Raw genomic sequence first — 17,727 nt, forward strand, 5'->3', positions numbered from 1 at the left:
CCCATGATCGCTCATGGGGTTTTTTATTTGCAGCCCAGGATTACGCCGGAGCAGAGGTGCGGATCAAGTGATCGAACGCGCTCAACGAAGCCTTGGCGCCCTCGCCTACTGCAATCACGATCTGCTTATACGGCACAGTCGTTACGTCTCCGGCGGCGAACACGCCAGGCAGTGAAGTCTCGCCACGGGCATCGACAATGATCTCGCCACGCGGCGACAGCTCTACGCTGCCTTTGAGCCAGTCGGTGTTGGGCAGCAAGCCAATCTGCACAAAGATGCCTTCCAGGTCGATGGTCTTGAACTCACCAGTGTCGCGGTCCTTGTAGGCAAGGCCGGTGACTTTCTGACCATCGCCTTTGACCTCACTGGTCAGCGCGCTGGTGATCACATCCACGTTCGGCAGGCTGTAGAGCTTGCGTTGCAACACGGCATCGGCGCGCAGCTTGCTGTCGAATTCAAGCAAGGTGACATGGCTGACGATACCGGCAAGGTCAATGGCCGCTTCTACGCCGGAGTTACCGCCGCCGATCACCGCCACACGCTTGCCCTTGAACAGCGGGCCATCGCAATGCGGACAGAAGCATACGCCCTTGGCCTTGTATTCCTGCTCGCCGGGCACACCCATCTCTCTCCAGCGGGCGCCTGTGGCCAGGATCACGGTCTTGGACTTGAGGGTCGCACCGCTTTCGAAGCGAATTTCGTGCAGCTCACCGGCATTTTTTGCCGGAATCAAGCTACTGGCGCGTTGCAGGTTCATGATGTCCACGTCGTACTGACGCACATGGGCTTCCAGTGCGCTGGCCAGTTTCGGCCCTTCGGTTTCCTGTACCGAGATAAAGTTCTCGATGGACATGGTGTCCAGCACCTGGCCACCAAAGCGTTCAGCCGCCACACCGGTACGAATACCTTTACGTGCCGCATAGATGGCAGCCGAAGACCCGGCCGGGCCACCGCCAACTACCAGGACGTCGAAGGCATCCTTGGCGCTGATTTTCTCCGCGGCTTTCTCGATACCGCTGGTGTCGAGCTTGGCGAGGATTTCTTCCAGGCCCATACGGCCCTGGCCAAAGTTGACCCCGTTCAAGTAGACACTCGGGACCGCCATGATCTGGCGCTCATCGACTTCAGCCTGGAACAGCGCGCCATCAATCGCAACGTGGCGGATGTTCGGGTTCAGCACGGCCATCAGGTTCAGCGCCTGGACCACGTCCGGGCAGTTCTGGCACGACAGCGAGAAGTAAGTCTCGAAGCTGAACTCGCCTTTGAGGGCGCGGATCTGTTCAATCACTTCGACACTGGCCTTCGACGGGTGGCCACCGACTTGCAGCAGGGCCAGCACCAGCGAAGTGAATTCATGGCCCATGGGGATACCGGCGAAACGCAGGCTGATCTCGGCACCCGGGCGGTTGATGGAGAACGATGGCTTGCGCGCATCATTGCCATCGGTGTTCAGAGTAATCAGCGTGGAGAGGCTGGTTACGTCCTGCAAAAGAGCAAGCATTTCCTGGGATTTCGCACCGTCGTCGAGGGAGGCGACGATCTCGATCGGCTGGGTGACCCGTTCCAGGTATGACTTCAACTGAGCTTTAAGATTGGCGTCCAACATACGGGCGATTTCCTGTTCATTCGGTTTATTGCAGACAAAAAAACGCCCGAGCGAATCTCTCCCGGGCGTTTTGAGGGCGGATGCAGCTTACTTAAGTGCGGATACCCGCCCTTGATACGCGTTCACAGACTTAGATCTTGCCGACCAGGTCCAGAGACGGCGCCAGAGTGGCCTCGCCTTCTTTCCACTTGGCTGGGCACACTTCACCCGGGTGGGCGGCAACGTACTGAGCAGCCTTGATCTTGCGCAGCAACTCGGAAGCGTCACGGCCTACACCACCGTCGTTCAGTTCAACGATCTTGATCTGACCTTCTGGGTTGATCACGAAGGTGCCGCGGTCTGCCAGGCCAGCTTCTTCGATCAGTACGTCGAAGTTGCGGGAGATGGTCAGGGTTGGGTCGCCGATCATGGTGTACTGGATTTTGCCGATGGCTGGCGAAGTGTTGTGCCAGGCAGCGTGGGCGAAGTGGGTGTCGGTGGAAACGCTGTAGATTTCGACGCCCAGCTTCTGGAATTCGGCGTAGTTGTCAGCCAGGTCTTCCAGTTCGGTCGGGCAGACGAAGGTGAAATCGGCTGGGTAGAAGAAGACAACCGACCACTTGCCTTTCAGGTCAGCGTCGGTCACATCGACGAAGCTGCCGTTTTTGAAAGCGGTGGCTTTAAACGGTTTTACTTGGCTGTTGATGATAGGCATCGTTGACTCTCCGTCAGGGGTTAAGAAGTTGATGAGGTGAATCCTACCGGCTCTTTCGGTCGATGGCTCATTGGCAAACCTGATGCTGACGATTGGGTTTCTCTATCAGGTGACGCTATTAATAGAAAAAATCTCAAATCAGCGCTTGGGTTGCCAGGGTCATGCCTAGAAACGGCGTCGCTTCAACATAGCGCATCGCAGATTTCATGTCGTTCCAGCCGACGTAACTCATCAGCGACTTCAAATCCCAACCACTTCGATGCGCCCAAGTGGCGAAACCCCGACGCAGGGAGTGGCTGGTGTATTGATCGGCGGGGATGCCTGCGCGCTCAAGGGCCTGGCGCAATAACGGGATCACACTGTTGGGGTGCAAGCCCTCCTCACCCAGGTTGCCCCAGCGGTCAATGCCGCGAAACACCGGGCCGCGCACCAGCGCCGAGGCGCTGAGCCACTCGCTATAAGCCTGCACCGGGCACAGCCGCAGCAACGCTGGGGTCTGGTAGGTTTTGCCGAGGTTGTCACGGTCACTTTTACTGCGTGGCAAGTACAGGCTGATGCCTGCGCCTGGCACGGCTTGCACGTGCTCAATGCTTAATCGGCACAGCTCATCACTGCGAAAGCCGCGCCAGAAGCCCAGCAGAATCAGCGCAGCGTCGCGCTTGGCCCGCAGCAAGCGCGGCTGGTCGTGACGCTCGCTGGCCTGTTTGGCTTCAATGTCCAGGGCAGCGATTACTTGCTCCAACTGCGTGAGCTGCAAAGGCTCGGCCTGCCGCTCCCGCGCCGGGTGCACAGCGCGGATGCCCTTGAGCACCTTGCGTACCACCGGCGCCTTCGTCGGGTCGGCAAACCCTTGGCTGGTATGCCATTGCGCCAAGGCCGAGAGCCGCAATTTCAAGGTGTTGACTGCCAATACCCCGGCATGCGCCACGAGGTAGCGCGCCACACTCTCGCTGGTGGCTGGCAGGAACCCTTCCCAACTGACTTCGAAATGCTCGATGGCCGCGCGGTAGCTGCGGCGCGTGTTGTCGCGAGTGGCGGCGTTGAGATATCGGTCGAGGTCGCTCATTGGCGTGTTTTCGTACTGCTGAAGGGGTGGATGGCTGATGAAAATGCTTATGACACGGGATAATACGCCAATATCCCATCTGTTAAATCATGAATTTCAACCAGATTTCAATCATGATATAGTATGTATATACATACTATGTACCACAGTACTAAATCGACGGAGACCCCATGGCTCGCGGCGGCATAAACAAAGCAGTAGTGCAAACGGCACGCCTGGCGATCCTCGCCCGTGGCGAAAACCCCAGCATCGATGCGGTGCGTATCGAAATGGGCAATACCGGCTCGAAAACCACCATTCATCGCTATTTGAAAGAGCTGGACGAAAGCGAGACGCGCCAGACCATCACCCAAGCACCGATTGATGATGAGCTGGGCGAGCTAGTTGCACGCCTGTCCCAACGCCTGAAAGAGAAGGCCCAAGAGCCGATCGACCTGGCCCTGGCGCAATTCGAGCAACAAAAAGCCGCCCTGCTCGCCCAGGTAGAAACACTGGAAGAAGCGCATACCCAACTCAAACAGCAATTTGATATCCAGGCCGCTGCCCTCGCTGAAGAAAGCGCGGCGCTGCAAACCGCCAGCACCAGCCTGCAGACCGAGCAAACCCGTAACGCAGGGCTGAGCCAGGCGTGCAGCGACTACGAGCTAAGGCTCAACGACAAAGACGAGCAGATTCGCTCACTGGAAGAAAAACACCTGCACGCCCGCGATGCGCTTGAGCATTACCGCACTGCCATCAAGGAGCAGCGTGAACAGGAACAGCGTCGCCATGAGGGCCAGTTGCAACAGGTACAGGCCGAATTGCGTCAGGCACAGCAAAGCGCTCTGGTGCGCCAGGACGAAATCACCCAACTGCATCGCGACAACGAGCGCCTGCTGAGTGAGCAGCGAGTGACAACCAAGGAATTGAATACGCTGCAGGAGCAAGCTCGCCAGGACCAGGCGCTACAGCTGAAACTCAAGGAGCAGCTCAGCCAGATCGACAGCGAGCGCACCCTGCTCCAGGAACGCCTGCGGGTTGCCGTGCTGGACAGCCAATCGTGCCAAGCCTCACTGCTGGAGTATCAGCAGCACAACAAGGCGCTTGAGCTGGACCTGGTCAAGGCCCAGGCAAGCATCGAAGCCCTGCGCCTGGCGACCGTCGTTGCAACGGCGCCAGAGGCAGCAGAGCCAACCTGATCAGTCCGCTACAGGCGTGCGCATGGTGACGAATTCTTCCGCCGCCGTAGGATGCACGCCGATAGTTTCATCGAAATGCTGCTTGGTCGCGCCCGCCTTGAGCGCGATCGCCAGCCCTTGCACGATCTCACCCGCATCCGGGCCGACCATGTGGCAACCCAGTACTTTGTCGGTGTCGGCGTCGACCACCAGCTTCATCAAGGTCTTTTCCTGGCAATCGGTCAGGGTCAGCTTCATCGGCCGGAACCGGCTTTCAAAGATCTGCACGTTGTGGCCATTTTTGCGTGCATCCTCTTCTGTCAGGCCGACTGTGCCGATATTCGGCAGGCTGAATACCGCCGTCGCGATATTGGCGTAATCCACCGGGCGGTACTGCTCGGGCTTGAACAACCGCCGCGCCACGGCCATGCCTTCAGCCAGGGCCACCGGCGTCAGCTGCACACGACCAATCACATCGCCAATCGCCAGGATCGACGGCTCGGCGGTCTGATAGAGATCATCCACCGCGACGAAACCGCGCTCGTCCAGTTTGACCCCGGTATTTTCCAGGCCCAGGTTATCCAGCATTGGACGGCGGCCAGTGGCGTAGAACACGCAATCGGCTTCCAGCACGCGGCCATCCTTCAAAGTGGCCTTGAGGCTGCCGTCGGCCTGTTTGTCGATGCGCTCAATGTCGGCATTGAACTGCAAGTCCAGGCCGCGCTTGGTCAGCTCTTCTTGCAGGTGTTTGCGCACCGCACCGTCAAAGCCGCGCAAGAACAAGTCACCGCGATACAGCAATGAGGTTTGCGCGCCCAAGCCGTGGAAGATGCCCGCGAACTCAACGGCGATATAACCACCACCCACTACCAGCACGCGCTTGGGCAGCTCTTTAAGGAAGAACGCCTCATTGGAGCCAATGGCGTGCTCGCGCCCTGGAATCTCAGGGATCTGCGGCCAGCCGCCGGTGGCGATCAGGATGTGCCTGGCAGTGAAGCGCTCACCGTTGATCTCCACCTGATGGGCATCGACCAGTTGTGCATGCCCTTCATGCAGGGTCACGCCGCTGTTGACCAACAGGTTGCGATAGATACCGTTGAGGCGGTTGATCTCACGATCCTTGTTGGCGATCAGGGTCGCCCAATCAAAGTTCGCCTCGCCCAGGGACCAGCCAAAGCCGCTGGCCTGTTCAAAATCTTCGGCAAAATGCGCGCCGTACACCAACAGCTTCTTTGGCACGCAGCCGACGTTCACACAGGTGCCGCCCAGGTAGCGGCTCTCGGCCACAGCCACCTTGGCGCCAAAGCCCGCGGCAAAGCGCGCCGCGCGAACACCGCCGGAACCGGCGCCAATTACATACAGGTCAAAATCGTAGGCCATTTCACTCTCCTCGGCAGTACACCAGCATACCGACTTACATGGGGCTGAAAAACGAAAAAGCCACCCGAAGGTGGCTTTCGCTTAAAACGTGCCGGCAAGCGTGGATCAGTAAGCCTTGCCCGTCTTGTAGAAATGCTCGTAGCAGAAGTTGGTCGCTTCGATGTAGCCCTCAGCGCCGCCGCAGTCGAAACGCTGGCCCTTGAACTTGTAGGCAATCACGCAGCCGTCTTTGGCTTGCTTGAGCAGAGCGTCGGTGATCTGGATCTCGCCACCCTTGCCTGGCTCGGTTTCTTCGATCAGCTTGAAGATGTCCGGCGTGAGGATGTAACGACCGATGATCGCCAGGTTCGATGGCGCGTCTTCCGGCGCTGGTTTCTCGACCATGTCGCGTACGCGGATCAGGCCATCGCCAATATCGTCACCGGCGATAACACCGTACTTATTGGTTTCGGTTGGGTTGACTTCCATCACCGCAACGATGGTGCAACGGTATTTCTGGTAGAGCTTGACCATCTGGGTCAGCACACCGTCGCCTTCCAGGTTGACGCACAAGTCATCCGCCAGGACCACGGCGAAGGGTTCGTCACCAATCAGCGGGCGACCGGTAAGGATGGCGTGGCCGAGACCTTTCATCTGAGTCTGACGGGTGTAGGAGAACGAGCACTCGTCGAGCAACTTGCGGATACCGACCAGGTATTTTTCCTTGTCGGTGCCCTTGATCTGGTTTTCCAGCTCATAGCTGATGTCGAAGTGGTCTTCCAGCGCGCGCTTGCCACGACCCGTGACGATGGAGATCTCGTTCAAACCGGCATCCAGAGCCTCTTCCACACCGTACTGAATCAGTGGCTTGTTCACCACTGGCAGCATTTCTTTGGGCATGGCTTTGGTCGCTGGCAAGAAGCGAGTGCCGTAACCGGCTGCTGGGAACAAGCATTTCTTGATCATATGAGTCCTTACAAAGGGCTGTGCGTACGGAATTCGGCGCAGTCTAATCAGGCCGCAGTCACCTTACAATGGGGTCCTGCTGGCGTTGCGATGTCATCATAGAGAAAAAATGTCGGCGTAAGTTCCGCTGATCCTGCAATGGGTGTCACCAACGGTTGGTCAGAACTCGCGTCGCCCCCTTGTTTGAAAGGGCTGCAATGGTTTTAGCACGCTTTTGCCCCCCTGGCACTGACCCGCAACAACTTGCGCCCTGCCCCGGCATTTGGCGCTATCATGGGCGCCTTGAACCAAGACCACGAGATTGCCAACAGATGTCAGAACCAAAAGGTGTAAACGGCTACCTGATCACTAAGCGAGCAGACGGCTGGCACTTGATCAATTTTCACGGTGACAGCGTTGCCGGCGTATTCGAGTCCGAAAGCATGGCGATCGCCGTCGCCGAAGTGTTTGTGGATGAGGCAGGCCATGCATCGAGCAAGCGGCCGAAAACCAAGTAAGCCTCTTTGCACTGCTTTGAAAGCCCCGTTAAACGGGGCTTTTTTGTTTGTCTGTACCTAGATGGCAGTTCGCTATAATCTTCAACAACGCCACGACAGTGTCAGCGTGCCCTTCCAATACCCTCGATGACGACCCCTCTATGAAAAAAATCCTGGCACTGACCGCGGTACTGGCAATCGCCGGCTGCACCACCGCCTCCGACACCCTGCTGAAAAATGGCGAGCAAGGCCTAACCATCGACTGCTCGGGCGAGGCCAATTCATGGGCCAGTTGCTACGAGAAGGCGGACGCCTCCTGCGCGGGCACCGGTTACCGCATCGTCGGCACCAATGGCACGCCGGCACTCAAGGAAAGCGACAAGACCCTGGGCCAGGACGTGGGCAACTTCAAAGGCCGCAGCGTGGTGGTGGTCTGCAAGTAACGTTGCTACAGGTGCACTTCAGCGAACTTGATCCCCAGGCCCCGCAGGATTTCGATCAGGTCATCCAGGCGAGCAAATGATTCGACCTCATCCTGCTCGTCCACCAAGAAGTAGCTGCGCCCGCCGCTCTTCTTGAAAAATACGATCCACTCGCCCAGATCGGCGGGGTTCTGGATGACATGGGTGGCCGAGATCTGCCCTTCGGCATGGCGGGCTTTGACGTGTTCTCGTTTCATAACCGGCTTTCCAGAAAAACAAATGCCGCTCAAACCCCGGGTTTGAGCGGCATCTTTATAGTGAATGCCCGACAGTTTAACGGATGCATACCGTCCCTGCAGGGTAAGGGCTTTTTTTATCGGGTGTGAGGGATGAGTCTGGAGCTCAACCGGAAATGCATTCTTCCCCAGCCTTCTTCACGTCGCCCGGGCGGATCGGCACATTGGACATGCTTTCATAAAGCTTGATGCTGCTACCGCTGGAGCGGTCTTCGATTTCAAAGATCGCCGACGGGTCTGCCGAGAACTTCTGCGGCACGATCACCTGAATGCCGTCTTTATGGGGCTCGATCTGCGGCGGCCGACGGGTCGCCTCCAATTTGCGCACTACACACGCCGCATATTCCTGCGGCTTCTTCCCTGAGATGACCACCAATGTTGGCGGGGTCTGCTTGATATCTGCAACCGAAGCACACCCACCTATTGCCAAGGCCAGCACCAACACACTCCACTTCATACAAAAACCTCCGATAAAGACCCTACGACAGCGGGGATGGTAATTTTCTCCCGCCAACGTAGGATTTATCTGTGATAACTCGGTAAATAACTGTTTTAAATTGTCGAAGTCGTCGACGACGGCCCGATAATAAACGCGCTGGGGCTGATAAACTCCATCTTAACCTACGTATCGTTCTGATTTTTCAGAAAAAGCCCTTCTGGAGACACCCCATGAAATTCATCCACCAGCGTGAGCACCTCAACGAGGGAGACATTGTCGTCATCGAATGCTCGCAGACCTGCAATATTCGCCTGATGAGCGATGCGAACTTTCGCAGCTTCAAAAATGGCGGCCGCCATACCTACCACGGCGGCGCATTTGATAAATTCCCGGCCAAGATCACCGCGCCCAGCACCGGGTTCTGGAACATCACCCTGGATGTGGTGACCCGTCGCGCCATCAGCGTGACCCGTAAGCCTGCGTTGTCCCACAAGATCCGTATCGTTCGTCGTACCAGCAGCAAGCTGAGCTGACCTGAACACCTGACAGGAAAAAAGCTGTGACCACCACAACCAAATACGTCATCAAGTACAAGCTCAACGGCGAACGCCGCTTTGAATTTGCCCAGTTGCACAACAACAGCATCGAAGAAGCCAAGCAAGCCTTGGCAAAAATTCATGATCCCAGCGACGAAATCACCGACATCAACGTGAGCAAGGCGCTGTAAGCCATGCCTGGCCCTACCGCCGATTTGTTTGCCGACGAGGCCCTGCAACAGCCTGCCGGGCGCGAGCAAATTGGCGAAGAGTCCTATGTACTAAGGGGCTATGCCCTGCCCTGGATCGAGCGGTTATTGCCTGAACTGCGGCGTGTCCTGGCTCAATCACCGTTTCGGCAGATGGTCACTCCCGGCGGCTTTACCATGTCGGCGGCACTGAGCAGTTGCGGCGAGCTGGGCTGGACCACCGACGCCCATGGCTATCGCTACAGCCCACTCGACCCGCGCAGCCAGCAACCTTGGCCCGTCATGCCCGACACATTGCGCCAACTGGCGGTGGCTGCGGCTATCGAGGCCGGCTTTGGCGGTTTTCAACCCGATGCCTGCTTGATCAACCGTTACGTACCGGGGGCGAAGATGTCCCTGCATCAGGATAAGAACGAGCGCAGCTACAGCGCGCCCGTGGTGTCGGTGTCCCTTGGGCTGCCGGCGATTTTCCTGTTCGGTGGCCATGCGCGCAGCGACAAAACCCAAAAGGTCTCGCTGTTTCATGGTGATGTGGTGGTGTGGGGCGGCGTTGATCGCCTGCGCTTTCATGGCGTGATGCCGATCAAGGACGGCGTGCATCCGGTCATGGGCCCGCAGCGCATCAACCTGACCTTTCGCACCGCCGGTTAATTTGACCGCAAGCTTCGGAGTGTCGATTGCGAGCGGCAGGCTTAATCTGCTCCTGAACCGTCAAGAGTGCAGGCCATGAACAACGAACACGATCCGCGCTGGGCTGCCATTATTGCCCGTGATGCCAAGGCCGACGCCTTGTTTGTCTACGGCGTGAAAACCACCGGCGTGTATTGCCGCCCCAGCAGCGCTTCGCGTTTGCCGCGCCCGGAGAATGTCGAGTTTTTCGACACGCCGGCGCAGGCCGAAGCCGCCGGTTATCGTCCCAGTAAACGCGCTGCCGGCGACCAGACCCAGTTGGCCGCTCACCATGGGCAACTGGTGGCCGAGGCCTGCCGGCAAATCGAGCAGGCCGAAACTCCGCCTAGCCTGGATGTGCTGGCCCGATGCGCGGGGCTGAGTCCCTTTCACTTCCACCGCGTATTCAAAGCCAACACCGGGTTGACCCCCAAGGGTTACGCCAGCGCCCTGCGTTCGCGCAGAGTGCGCGACGGCCTCAAGGGCCAGCATTCGGTGACGGACACCCTGTATGACGCGGGCTTTAATTCCAATAGCCGCTTTTATGAAGCCGCCGACCAAGTGCTCGGCATGAGACCTGGAGACTACAAAGGCGGCGGCGCCAATAACACCATCCGCTTTGCCGTTGGCCAGTGCTCGCTGGGGGCGATTCTGGTGGCGCAAAGCCAACGTGGCGTGTGTGCGATTTTATTGGGTGATGATCCGGACAAACTGGTGCGCGACCTGCAAGACCAGTTTCCCAAGGCTGAGTTGATCGGCGCGGATCAGGGTTTCGAACAACTGGTGGCCCACGTCGTCGGTTTTGTCGAGGCCCCTGCCTTGGGCCTGGATTTGCCCTTGGACCTGCGCGGCACAGCCTTTCAGGAACGGGTGTGGCAGGCGTTGCGCGAAATCCCTGCGGGCAGCACCGCCAGCTATGCGCAGATTGCCGAGCGTATCGGTGCACCTTCCTCCTTTCGCGCCGTGGCCCAGGCTTGCGGTGCCAACCACCTCGCGGTGGCGATTCCCTGTCATCGCGTGGTGCGCAGCAATGGCGAGCTGTCGGGCTACCGCTGGGGCGTGGAGCGCAAGCGCCAGTTACTCAAGCGCGAAACCCAGCCCCACAAAACGCCGCTTCCGTCCAGTGAATAAAACAGACTGGCCGGGTGCTGATTGCCCTGCTAAAACAGCGAAAAGCCCTACTAACGCTGGAGAAGCACCCCATGAGCACCTGGCCAGACACCCGCATTCTTGACCTGTTGGGCATTGAGGTGCCGATTATCCAGGCGCCGATGGCTGGCGCGACGACCACCGCCATGGTCATCGCCGCCCAGCAAGCCGGAGCCCTGGGCTCGATGCCTGCGGCGGCGCTGAGCCTGGAGCAACTGCGCGATGCCTTGGCTCTCATTCGCCAGGCCAGTCATGCGCCGCTGAACATCAACTTCTTCTGCCATCAACCCCCCGATGCCGATGACGCGCGGGACCAGGCTTGGAAGGCCTTGCTGCAACCTTACTACCATGAGCTGGGCGCCGACTTCGATGCGCCAACCCCGGTGTCCAACCGCGCGCCGTTCAATGACGCAGCCTGCCAGGTAGTGGAAGCGTTTCGGCCAGAAGTGGTGAGCTTTCATTTTGGCCTGCCAGAGAAGTCTTTGCTGGACCGGGTAAAAGCCACCGGTGCCAAGGTGCTGTCATCGGCCACCACCGTCCAGGAGGCCGTGTGGCTGGAACAGCAAGGCTGCGACGCGATTATCGCCATGGGCATCGAAGCTGGTGGGCATCGTGGCCTGTTTCTTAGCGATGACCTCAACAGCCAGATCGGCTTGATGGCACTGCTACCGCAGATTGTCGACGCGGTCAGCGTGCCGGTGATTGCTGCGGGCGGAATCGGCGATGCGCGCGGCATCGTCGCCGCCTTTGCGCTGGGCGCTTCGGCAGTGCAGGTCGGCACGGCATACCTGTTCACACCCGAAGCTACGGTAAGCGCCTCCCATCACCATGCGCTGCGCCATGCCCAAGCCAGCGAAACCGCGCTGACCAACCTGTTTACCGGCCGCCCGGCGCGGGGCATCGTCAACCGCGTGATGCGTGAACTCGGCGCAATCAACCCGACGGCGCCCGCGTTCCCCAAAGCCGGAGGCGCATTAATGCCGCTCAAGGCCAAGGATGAAGCCGGTTTCAGCAACCTGTGGGCAGGCCAGGCCCTGAGGCTGGGCAAAGACCTGTCCACCTATGACCTGACCCGCGAATTGGCCGAGCACGCGATAGCCCGATTCACCCGCGACTGACCTGCGCAGCAACTTGGTGCTGTACCGGCAATAGCCTACCGCTATATATTCCCATACATAGCGGTAAGCCTCTTTACCTACAACCTGCCGTACACCTTCAAGGAGTTGCTTCATGATGACCCGCGTTTCGCGCCTGGCCCCCCTGCTTGCCGCCTTTGCCTTGGGTACGGCCCATGCCGATGAAGTGCAGGTGGCCGTGGCCGCCAACTTCACCGCCCCGATCCAGGCGATTGCCGCCGATTTCGAGAAAGACACCGGCCATAAACTGGTCGCGGCTTACGGTGCCACCGGGCAGTTCTACACCCAGATCAAGAACGGCGCGCCATTTGAGGTGTTCCTCAGCGCCGATGACACCACCCCGCAAAAACTCGAAAGCGAAGGCGCTACCGTCAAGGGTTCACGCTTCACCTACGCGGTCGGCACCCTGGCGCTGTGGTCGGCCAAAGAAGGCTATGTGGATGCCAAGGGTGATGTGCTGAAGAAAAACCAATTCAAGCACTTGTCCATCGCCAACCCCAAAACAGCGCCCTACGGCCTGGCCGCCACCCAATTGCTGGCCAGGGAAGGCTTGAGCGACAAGGTCAAGGACAAGCTCGTCGAGGGCCAGAACATCACCCAGGCTTATCAGTTTGTGTCTACCGGCAACGCCGAGCTGGGTTTTGTGGCCTTGTCGCAGATCTACAAAGACGGCAAAGTCACCGGCGGTTCGGCGTGGATTGTTCCGGCCTCCCTGCATGACCCGATCAAACAGGACGCCGTAATCCTCAATAAGGGTAAGGACAGCGCCGCCGCCAAGGCTCTGGTTGACTACCTCAAAGGCCCGAAAGCGGCTGCCGTTATCAAATCCTACGGTTACGAGCTGTAAATGCCCCTGACGAGTGCTGATTTTTCTGCGATCTGGTTGACCCTCAAACTGGCCTCACTGACCACCCTGATCCTGTTGATCATCGGCACACCGATCGCCCTGTGGCTGTCGCGCACCCGTTCCAAGTGGCGTGGCCCCATCGGCGCAGTGGTCGCACTGCCGTTGGTGTTGCCGCCAACGGTCATCGGCTTTTACTTGCTGTTGGCCATGGGGCCCAACGGGTACGTCGGCCAGTTCACCCAGTGGCTGGGCCTGGGCCCCCTCACCTTCAGTTTCGCCGGGCTGGTGATTGGCTCGGTGATCTACTCCATGCCCTTCGTGGTGCAGCCGTTGCAGAATGCGTTTTCTAGCATCGGCACGCGCCCGCTGGAAGTGGCCGCGACCTTGCGCGCCAACCCGTGGGACACGTTTTTCACGGTGATCCTGCCGCTGGCACGCCCTGGGTTTATCACCGCCTCGATCCTGGGCTTTGCCCATACCGTCGGTGAGTTCGGCGTGGTGCTGATGATCGGCGGCAATATCCCGGACAAGACCCGTGTCGTCTCGGTGCAGATCTACGACCACGTCGAAGCCATGGAATATGCCCAGGCCCATTGGCTGGCCGGGGCCATGGTGGTGTTCGCCTTCCTCGTGTTGCTGGCGCTCTATGCCAGCCGTAAAACCAAGATGGGCTGGAGCTGATCGCGATGATGGATATACGCCTGCACCTGAAGTATTGCGCCTTCACACTGGATGTTGACCTGCAATTGCCCGGCCGTGGCGTGAGCGCGCTGTACGGGCATTCTGGCTCCGGCAAGACCACGTGCCTGCGCTGCATCGCCGGATTGGAACGCGCCGAACACGGTTTTGTACAAGTCAACGGCGAGGTCTGGCAAGACAGCAGCAAAGGGCTGTTTGTACCGCCGCATAAACGCGCCCTGGGCTATGTGTTCCAGGAGGCGAGCCTGTTTGCGCACCTGTCGGTGCGCGCCAATCTGGAGTTCGGCCTCAAACGTATCCCTCGTCTGCAACGGCGCGTGGACATGGCCCAGGCCACCGAACTGTTGGGCATCGGACACTTGCTTGAGCGTCACCCGCAACACTTGTCCGGCGGCGAGCGCCAGCGCATCGGCATCGCCCGCGCCTTGCTCACCAGCCCCAAGTTGTTGTTGATGGATGAACCGCTGGCGGCCCTGGACAGCCAGCGCAAAAGCGAGATATTGCCTTACCTGGAACGCCTGCACGACGAGCTGGATATCCCGGTGCTGTACGTCAGCCATGCCCAGGACGAAGTGGCGCGACTGGCCGATCATATCGTCTTGCTCAGCGACGGCAAGGCCCTGGCCAGCGGCCCGATCGGCGAGACCCTGGCGCGCCTCGACCTGCCCTTGGCGCTGGGCGACGATGCCGGCGTGGTGATCGCCGGCAGCGTCGTTGCCTACGACGCGCACTATCAGTTGCTCACTCTGCAGTTGCCCGATTGCCCGTTGCAGATGCGCGTGGCCCATGTCCCGCTGGCGGTGGGCAACCCGCTGCGGGTCAAGGTCCAGGCACGGGATGTAAGCCTGAGCCTGCAGGCCCAGGAACACAGCAGCATCCTCAACCGCTTGCCGGTGACCGTCACCCAGACTATTGGCGCGGACAACAGCGCCCACGTGCTGGTGCGCCTCGACGCCGGCGGCACGCCCTTGCTGGCACGCATCACGCGCTTCTCACACGACCAGTTGCAACTGCATCCGGGCCAGACACTGTGGGCGCAAATCAAGGCGGTGGCGGTGCTGGCTTAACCATTTGGCACGACCGCAGGGTGCTGCGGTCAATCAGACATACCGGCCTGATTTGTTGCCAAGGAACCCGCCCCATGCCTGACTCTTCGCTACCCGCCGACCTGCCCCGCGACCTGCATTATGTGGATGACACCCAGCCCGGCATCCGCCGTAAAAAAGTGCGAGGCAAGTTCCAGTATCTGAACGCCAAGGGCGAGCGCATTACCGACGCGGACGAAATAAAACGCCTGAACGCCTTGGCGGTGCCGCCCGCCTACACCGACGTGTGGATCTGTGCCGACCCTCGCGGCCACCTGCAAGCCACCGGCCGCGACGCCCGTGGCCGCAAGCAATACCGTTACCACCCACGCTGGCGCGAGGTGCGCGACAGCGACAAGTACTCGCGCTTGCAGGCTTTTGGCGCCGCGTTGCCCAAATTGCGCAAACAGCTCGAAGCTCAAATCGCCGAGCCGGGGTTTACCCGCGAAAAGGTGTTGGCCACGGTGGTGATGTTGCTGGACGCCACGCTGATCCGCGTCGGCAATACCCAATATGCCCGTGAAAACAAATCCTACGGGCTGACCACCTTGCGCAACCGCCATGTGGACATCAAGGGCAGTGAGATCCAGTTCCAGTTTCGTGGCAAGAGTGGCGTGGAGCACCAAGTCAGCGTCAAGGATCGGCGCCTGGCCCGGGTGGTCAAGCGTTGCATGGAATTGCCAGGGCAAAACCTGTTCCAGTACCTGGACGAAGACGGTGAGCGGCATACCGTCAGCTCCCAGGACGTCAACGACTACCTGCACAGCCTGACCGGCGAAGACTTTACCGCCAAGGACTACCGCACCTGGGCTGGTACAGCAATGGCGCTGGCAGTGTTGCGCGAGTTGGCGTGGCAGCCCGAATCCGACGCCAAGCGGCATGTGGTGGCGATGGTCAAGGATGTCTCCCGGCAGTTGGGCAATACGCCGGCGGTGTGCCGCAAGTGCTATATCCACCCGGCGGTGCTCGAGCATTTCAGCCTCGGCGAATTGTCGAAGTTGCCCAAGCCGCGGGTGCGCAAAGGCTTGAAAGCCGAAGAAGTCGCGCTGGCGATGTTCCTGGAAAAACTGGCCGAAGACTTGCCGCACAAAGTTAAGGTGGGTTAGGCTCTGCCTCCCTTCTGACTCACGGGATGACCGCCGACGTGAACATCTAAGCCTTCCAAAATGTATCTGCAACGAGCCGCTGGCGCGCTTGTTGGCCTGTTCGACATTTTTTTGGAGGTGCTGATGACTGACGTCAAACGGCTGCCCGCTCTTGTTTCCCTGCAACACCTGTCTTTCCAGTTCGCCAATGGCGAAACCTTGCTGGCCGACGTGAACCTGTCCATTGATCAAACGCCTACCGGTATCGTCGGGCGCAATGGACGGGGCAAAAGTATCCTGGCCAAGTTGATGGCCGGCGTGCTGCTGCCCTCCTCCGGCACGTTGAAAAAACCGGCCCATGTTGCCTATGTGCCCCAGGCCATCACGGCTCAACCAGGGCAAACCATCGCCGATATCACCGCAACTGCCGCAGCCTTGGCTGCCCTTGCACGTATGGCCCAGGGCGATGCACGCCTCGGTGACCTGGAGCTGATCGACGATCGCTGGGACCTCGCCGAGCGCCTGCGCCAGGCACTGGATGCAGCGGGTTTGCAGACCCTCAGTGCCAGTACCCCGGCCGATCAACTCAGCGGTGGCCAACTCGCCAGGGTCGCGCTGATCGGGGCGTTGTTGGCTGCGCCGCAGTTGCTGATTCTGGATGAGCCCAGTAACCACCTTGATGCTGCCGGGCGCGATTGGCTGTTGCGTGTGTTGCGCGATTGGCGAGGTGGCCTGGTGGTGGTCAGCCATGATCGACAGTTGCTCAACGTCATGGGTCGCATCATTGAGCTTTCGCCCCTTGGCATTCAGGTCTACGGCGGCAACTACGACGCCTATCGCCAGCAACGCGATACTCACCAGCAGGCCGCGATTGCTGCGTGGGAACAGGCGCGTCTGGCCCGCAGCCGTGAGCGTCGGCGTCTGCAAAAAGACCACGACGACCTGCAGCGCCATGCCGCACGCGCACGTAAACAGGCCGAGACCGCCAACGTCGACCGTTTTACCAAGGCGCGCTGGAAAAGCGCAGCAAAGGAGATCGTCAGCAGCGTGCGTAGCGCCCATCATGCGTGCAAAAACCAACTCGACGCCCAGGTGCGCCAGGCTTACGAGCGCGTGGCGGATGAGACGCCCACACTGCTCGCATTATCAGGCTCGACAGTCCCCAATGGCCGCCAGGTACTGGTGCTGGAGCAGGCGCAATTGCCCTGGCTTGATCCCCTGGCACCCGTCAGCTACCTGACGCTCAACCTGGCGGGCCCGGCTCGCGTTGCCGTGCGTGGGCCGAACGGTTGCGGCAAATCGACCTTGCTCAAACTGCTGGCCGGCCACTGGCAGGCGGTCAGTGGCAAGTGCAGCGTAGCGGTGCCCAGTGCGTACATTGATCAGCACCTGGCGCTGCTGGACGACCGGCGCAGCCTTGTCGAGCAACTCAACCTGCTCGACACGCCGCTGGCCGAAGCCGAACTGCGCACACGTCTGGCGTTTTTGCAGTTGGACGCGCTGCGGGTTACGCAGCCGGCAGGGCAACTCAGCGGCGGCGAGCGCTTGAAAGCCGCGATGGCCCTAGCCTTGTGGCGTGATACACCGGCGCAATTACTGTTGTTGGATGAACCCACCAATCACCTGGACCTGGAGTCAGTGCTAGCGTTTGAGCAGCCTTTGAAGGGGTTTACCGGCGCGCTGCTGGCCGTATCACACGACGAGGCATTCTTGCAGGCGATCGAGCCGACTCACCATCTGACGTGGCACGCCACCGGCTGGCAACTGGAGCGTGTCTGAGGTCATTGCGCGGACAGGCAAAGCACCCTACGGTAGTGGCCGGATAATCTCA

20 protein-coding genes are annotated in these 17,727 nt (G+C 59.7%); 13 read left to right on the forward strand and 7 right to left on the reverse strand.

Annotation, left to right across the window (positions count from 1 at the left end):
* Positions 1 to 40: 40 nt before the first annotated feature.
* From ahpF to HBO10_RS22275, 3 genes are all read right to left on the reverse strand, one after another.
* Positions 41 to 1,606 carry an alkyl hydroperoxide reductase subunit F gene (gene ahpF / locus HBO10_RS22265; RefSeq protein WP_034127491.1) on the reverse strand — a complete coding sequence of 522 codons (1,566 nt, stop codon included), beginning with the start codon at positions 1,604 to 1,606 and terminating at the stop codon, positions 41 to 43.
* A gap of 130 nt (positions 1,607 to 1,736) precedes the next feature.
* The gene (ahpC, locus tag HBO10_RS22270) at positions 1,737 to 2,300 is read right to left on the reverse strand and encodes an alkyl hydroperoxide reductase subunit C (RefSeq protein ID WP_003191303.1); all 564 of its coding nucleotides are present in this window, start codon (positions 2,298 to 2,300) and stop codon (positions 1,737 to 1,739) included.
* Between the two features lie 133 nt (positions 2,301 to 2,433).
* Entirely contained in the window at positions 2,434 to 3,366 is a 933-nt protein-coding gene (locus HBO10_RS22275; protein ID WP_034127492.1) for a site-specific integrase, read from the reverse strand.
* A 170-nt stretch (positions 3,367 to 3,536) separates the two neighbouring features.
* Between HBO10_RS22275 and HBO10_RS22280 the strand changes: the two genes are divergently transcribed.
* Positions 3,537 to 4,544 (forward strand): DNA-binding protein, encoded by a 1,008-nt coding sequence (locus HBO10_RS22280; protein WP_034127493.1) that lies wholly within the window; start codon positions 3,537 to 3,539, stop codon positions 4,542 to 4,544.
* Here the strand turns inward: HBO10_RS22280 and gorA are convergent, their stop codons facing one another.
* Both gorA and galU read right to left on the reverse strand, forming a co-directional pair.
* Positions 4,545 to 5,903, reverse strand: coding sequence for a glutathione-disulfide reductase (gene gorA / locus HBO10_RS22285; protein ID WP_034127494.1), 1,359 nt, complete (start codon positions 5,901 to 5,903; stop codon positions 4,545 to 4,547).
* 105 nt (positions 5,904 to 6,008) lie between these two features.
* Positions 6,009 to 6,848 carry a UTP--glucose-1-phosphate uridylyltransferase GalU gene (gene galU / locus HBO10_RS22290; RefSeq protein ID WP_003173830.1) on the reverse strand — a complete coding sequence of 280 codons (840 nt, stop codon included), beginning with the start codon at positions 6,846 to 6,848 and terminating at the stop codon, positions 6,009 to 6,011.
* A gap of 311 nt (positions 6,849 to 7,159) precedes the next feature.
* Between galU and HBO10_RS22295 the strand changes: the two genes are divergently transcribed.
* Positions 7,160 to 7,345, forward strand: a complete 186-nt coding sequence (locus HBO10_RS22295; RefSeq protein WP_034127495.1) for a hypothetical protein — start codon at positions 7,160 to 7,162, stop codon at positions 7,343 to 7,345.
* A 140-nt stretch (positions 7,346 to 7,485) separates the two neighbouring features.
* Positions 7,486 to 7,767, forward strand: coding sequence for a hypothetical protein (locus HBO10_RS22300; RefSeq protein ID WP_054898427.1), 282 nt, complete (start codon positions 7,486 to 7,488; stop codon positions 7,765 to 7,767).
* 5 nt (positions 7,768 to 7,772) lie between these two features.
* On the opposite strand, the gene HBO10_RS22305 is transcribed toward HBO10_RS22300, so the two are convergent.
* Both HBO10_RS22305 and HBO10_RS22310 read right to left on the reverse strand, forming a co-directional pair.
* Complete coding sequence (locus HBO10_RS22305; RefSeq protein ID WP_034127497.1) at positions 7,773 to 8,003, reverse strand: hypothetical protein; 231 nt, start codon at positions 8,001 to 8,003, stop codon at positions 7,773 to 7,775.
* Positions 8,004 to 8,148: 145 nt separating this feature from the next.
* A complete protein-coding gene (locus tag HBO10_RS22310) occupies positions 8,149 to 8,499 on the reverse strand; it encodes a hypothetical protein (protein ID WP_003191317.1) in 351 nt (116 codons plus the stop codon).
* Positions 8,500 to 8,711: 212 nt separating this feature from the next.
* Here HBO10_RS22310 and HBO10_RS22315 point away from each other — a divergent pair, with 212 nt between their 5' ends.
* From HBO10_RS22315 to HBO10_RS22360, 10 genes are all read left to right on the forward strand, one after another.
* Positions 8,712 to 9,014, forward strand: coding sequence for a DUF1883 domain-containing protein (locus HBO10_RS22315; RefSeq protein ID WP_003191319.1), 303 nt, complete (start codon positions 8,712 to 8,714; stop codon positions 9,012 to 9,014).
* Positions 9,015 to 9,040: 26 nt separating this feature from the next.
* Positions 9,041 to 9,208: a hypothetical protein gene (locus HBO10_RS22320; protein WP_096144616.1), complete on the forward strand. Its 168-nt coding sequence runs from the start codon at positions 9,041 to 9,043 to the stop codon at positions 9,206 to 9,208.
* 3 nt (positions 9,209 to 9,211) lie between these two features.
* The gene (alkB, locus tag HBO10_RS22325; RefSeq protein ID WP_034127498.1) at positions 9,212 to 9,877 is read left to right on the forward strand and encodes a DNA oxidative demethylase AlkB; all 666 of its coding nucleotides are present in this window, start codon (positions 9,212 to 9,214) and stop codon (positions 9,875 to 9,877) included.
* Positions 9,878 to 9,952: 75 nt separating this feature from the next.
* Positions 9,953 to 11,026 (forward strand): bifunctional DNA-binding transcriptional regulator/O6-methylguanine-DNA methyltransferase Ada, encoded by a 1,074-nt coding sequence (gene ada, locus HBO10_RS22330; RefSeq protein ID WP_034127499.1) that lies wholly within the window; start codon positions 9,953 to 9,955, stop codon positions 11,024 to 11,026.
* Between the two features lie 71 nt (positions 11,027 to 11,097).
* Positions 11,098 to 12,162, forward strand: coding sequence for a nitronate monooxygenase (locus HBO10_RS22335; RefSeq protein WP_034127500.1), 1,065 nt, complete (start codon positions 11,098 to 11,100; stop codon positions 12,160 to 12,162).
* 112 nt (positions 12,163 to 12,274) lie between these two features.
* Entirely contained in the window at positions 12,275 to 13,027 is a 753-nt protein-coding gene (gene modA / locus HBO10_RS22340; RefSeq protein WP_034127501.1) for a molybdate ABC transporter substrate-binding protein, read from the forward strand.
* Entirely contained in the window at positions 13,028 to 13,708 is a 681-nt protein-coding gene (gene modB, locus HBO10_RS22345) for a molybdate ABC transporter permease subunit (RefSeq protein ID WP_034127502.1), read from the forward strand. It begins immediately after the preceding gene.
* A gap of 5 nt (positions 13,709 to 13,713) precedes the next feature.
* Positions 13,714 to 14,793, forward strand: a complete 1,080-nt coding sequence (gene modC / locus HBO10_RS22350) for a molybdenum ABC transporter ATP-binding protein (protein WP_034127503.1) — start codon at positions 13,714 to 13,716, stop codon at positions 14,791 to 14,793.
* Positions 14,794 to 14,867: 74 nt separating this feature from the next.
* A complete protein-coding gene (locus HBO10_RS22355; protein WP_034127504.1) occupies positions 14,868 to 15,917 on the forward strand; it encodes a DNA topoisomerase IB in 1,050 nt (349 codons plus the stop codon).
* A 123-nt stretch (positions 15,918 to 16,040) separates the two neighbouring features.
* Entirely contained in the window at positions 16,041 to 17,675 is a 1,635-nt protein-coding gene (locus tag HBO10_RS22360) for an ABC-F family ATP-binding cassette domain-containing protein (protein ID WP_034127612.1), read from the forward strand.
* Positions 17,676 to 17,727 lie beyond the last annotated feature (52 nt).

The sequence above is a fragment of the Pseudomonas sp. WS 5503 genome, from assembly GCF_012985385.1.
GTDB lineage: Bacteria > Pseudomonadota > Gammaproteobacteria > Pseudomonadales > Pseudomonadaceae > Aquipseudomonas > Aquipseudomonas paracarnis.

Bases quoted from the DNA above. Each gene is read 5' to 3' on its own strand.
- HBO10_RS22360 (WP_034127612.1), top strand. From the start codon at position 16,041: ATGACTGACGTCAAACGGCTGCCCGCTCTTGTTTCCCTGCAACACCTG.
- gorA (WP_034127494.1), bottom strand. From the start codon at position 5,903: ATGGCCTACGATTTTGACCTGTATGTAATTGGCGCCGGTTCCGGCGGT.
- modB (WP_034127502.1), top strand. From the start codon at position 13,028: ATGCCCCTGACGAGTGCTGATTTTTCTGCGATCTGGTTGACCCTCAAA.
- HBO10_RS22310 (WP_003191317.1), bottom strand. From the start codon at position 8,499: ATGAAGTGGAGTGTGTTGGTGCTGGCCTTGGCAATAGGTGGGTGTGCT.
- galU (WP_003173830.1), bottom strand. From the start codon at position 6,848: ATGATCAAGAAATGCTTGTTCCCAGCAGCCGGTTACGGCACTCGCTTC.
- HBO10_RS22335 (WP_034127500.1), top strand. From the start codon at position 11,098: ATGAGCACCTGGCCAGACACCCGCATTCTTGACCTGTTGGGCATTGAG.
- HBO10_RS22305 (WP_034127497.1), bottom strand. From the start codon at position 8,003: ATGAAACGAGAACACGTCAAAGCCCGCCATGCCGAAGGGCAGATCTCG.
- ada (WP_034127499.1), top strand. From the start codon at position 9,953: ATGAACAACGAACACGATCCGCGCTGGGCTGCCATTATTGCCCGTGAT.
- HBO10_RS22315 (WP_003191319.1), top strand. From the start codon at position 8,712: ATGAAATTCATCCACCAGCGTGAGCACCTCAACGAGGGAGACATTGTC.
- HBO10_RS22355 (WP_034127504.1), top strand. From the start codon at position 14,868: ATGCCTGACTCTTCGCTACCCGCCGACCTGCCCCGCGACCTGCATTAT.
- HBO10_RS22300 (WP_054898427.1), top strand. From the start codon at position 7,486: ATGAAAAAAATCCTGGCACTGACCGCGGTACTGGCAATCGCCGGCTGC.
- HBO10_RS22295 (WP_034127495.1), top strand. From the start codon at position 7,160: ATGTCAGAACCAAAAGGTGTAAACGGCTACCTGATCACTAAGCGAGCA.
- HBO10_RS22280 (WP_034127493.1), top strand. From the start codon at position 3,537: ATGGCTCGCGGCGGCATAAACAAAGCAGTAGTGCAAACGGCACGCCTG.
- HBO10_RS22275 (WP_034127492.1), bottom strand. From the start codon at position 3,366: ATGAGCGACCTCGACCGATATCTCAACGCCGCCACTCGCGACAACACG.
- modC (WP_034127503.1), top strand. From the start codon at position 13,714: ATGATGGATATACGCCTGCACCTGAAGTATTGCGCCTTCACACTGGAT.
- modA (WP_034127501.1), top strand. From the start codon at position 12,275: ATGATGACCCGCGTTTCGCGCCTGGCCCCCCTGCTTGCCGCCTTTGCC.
- alkB (WP_034127498.1), top strand. From the start codon at position 9,212: ATGCCTGGCCCTACCGCCGATTTGTTTGCCGACGAGGCCCTGCAACAG.
- ahpF (WP_034127491.1), bottom strand. From the start codon at position 1,606: ATGTTGGACGCCAATCTTAAAGCTCAGTTGAAGTCATACCTGGAACGG.
- ahpC (WP_003191303.1), bottom strand. From the start codon at position 2,300: ATGCCTATCATCAACAGCCAAGTAAAACCGTTTAAAGCCACCGCTTTC.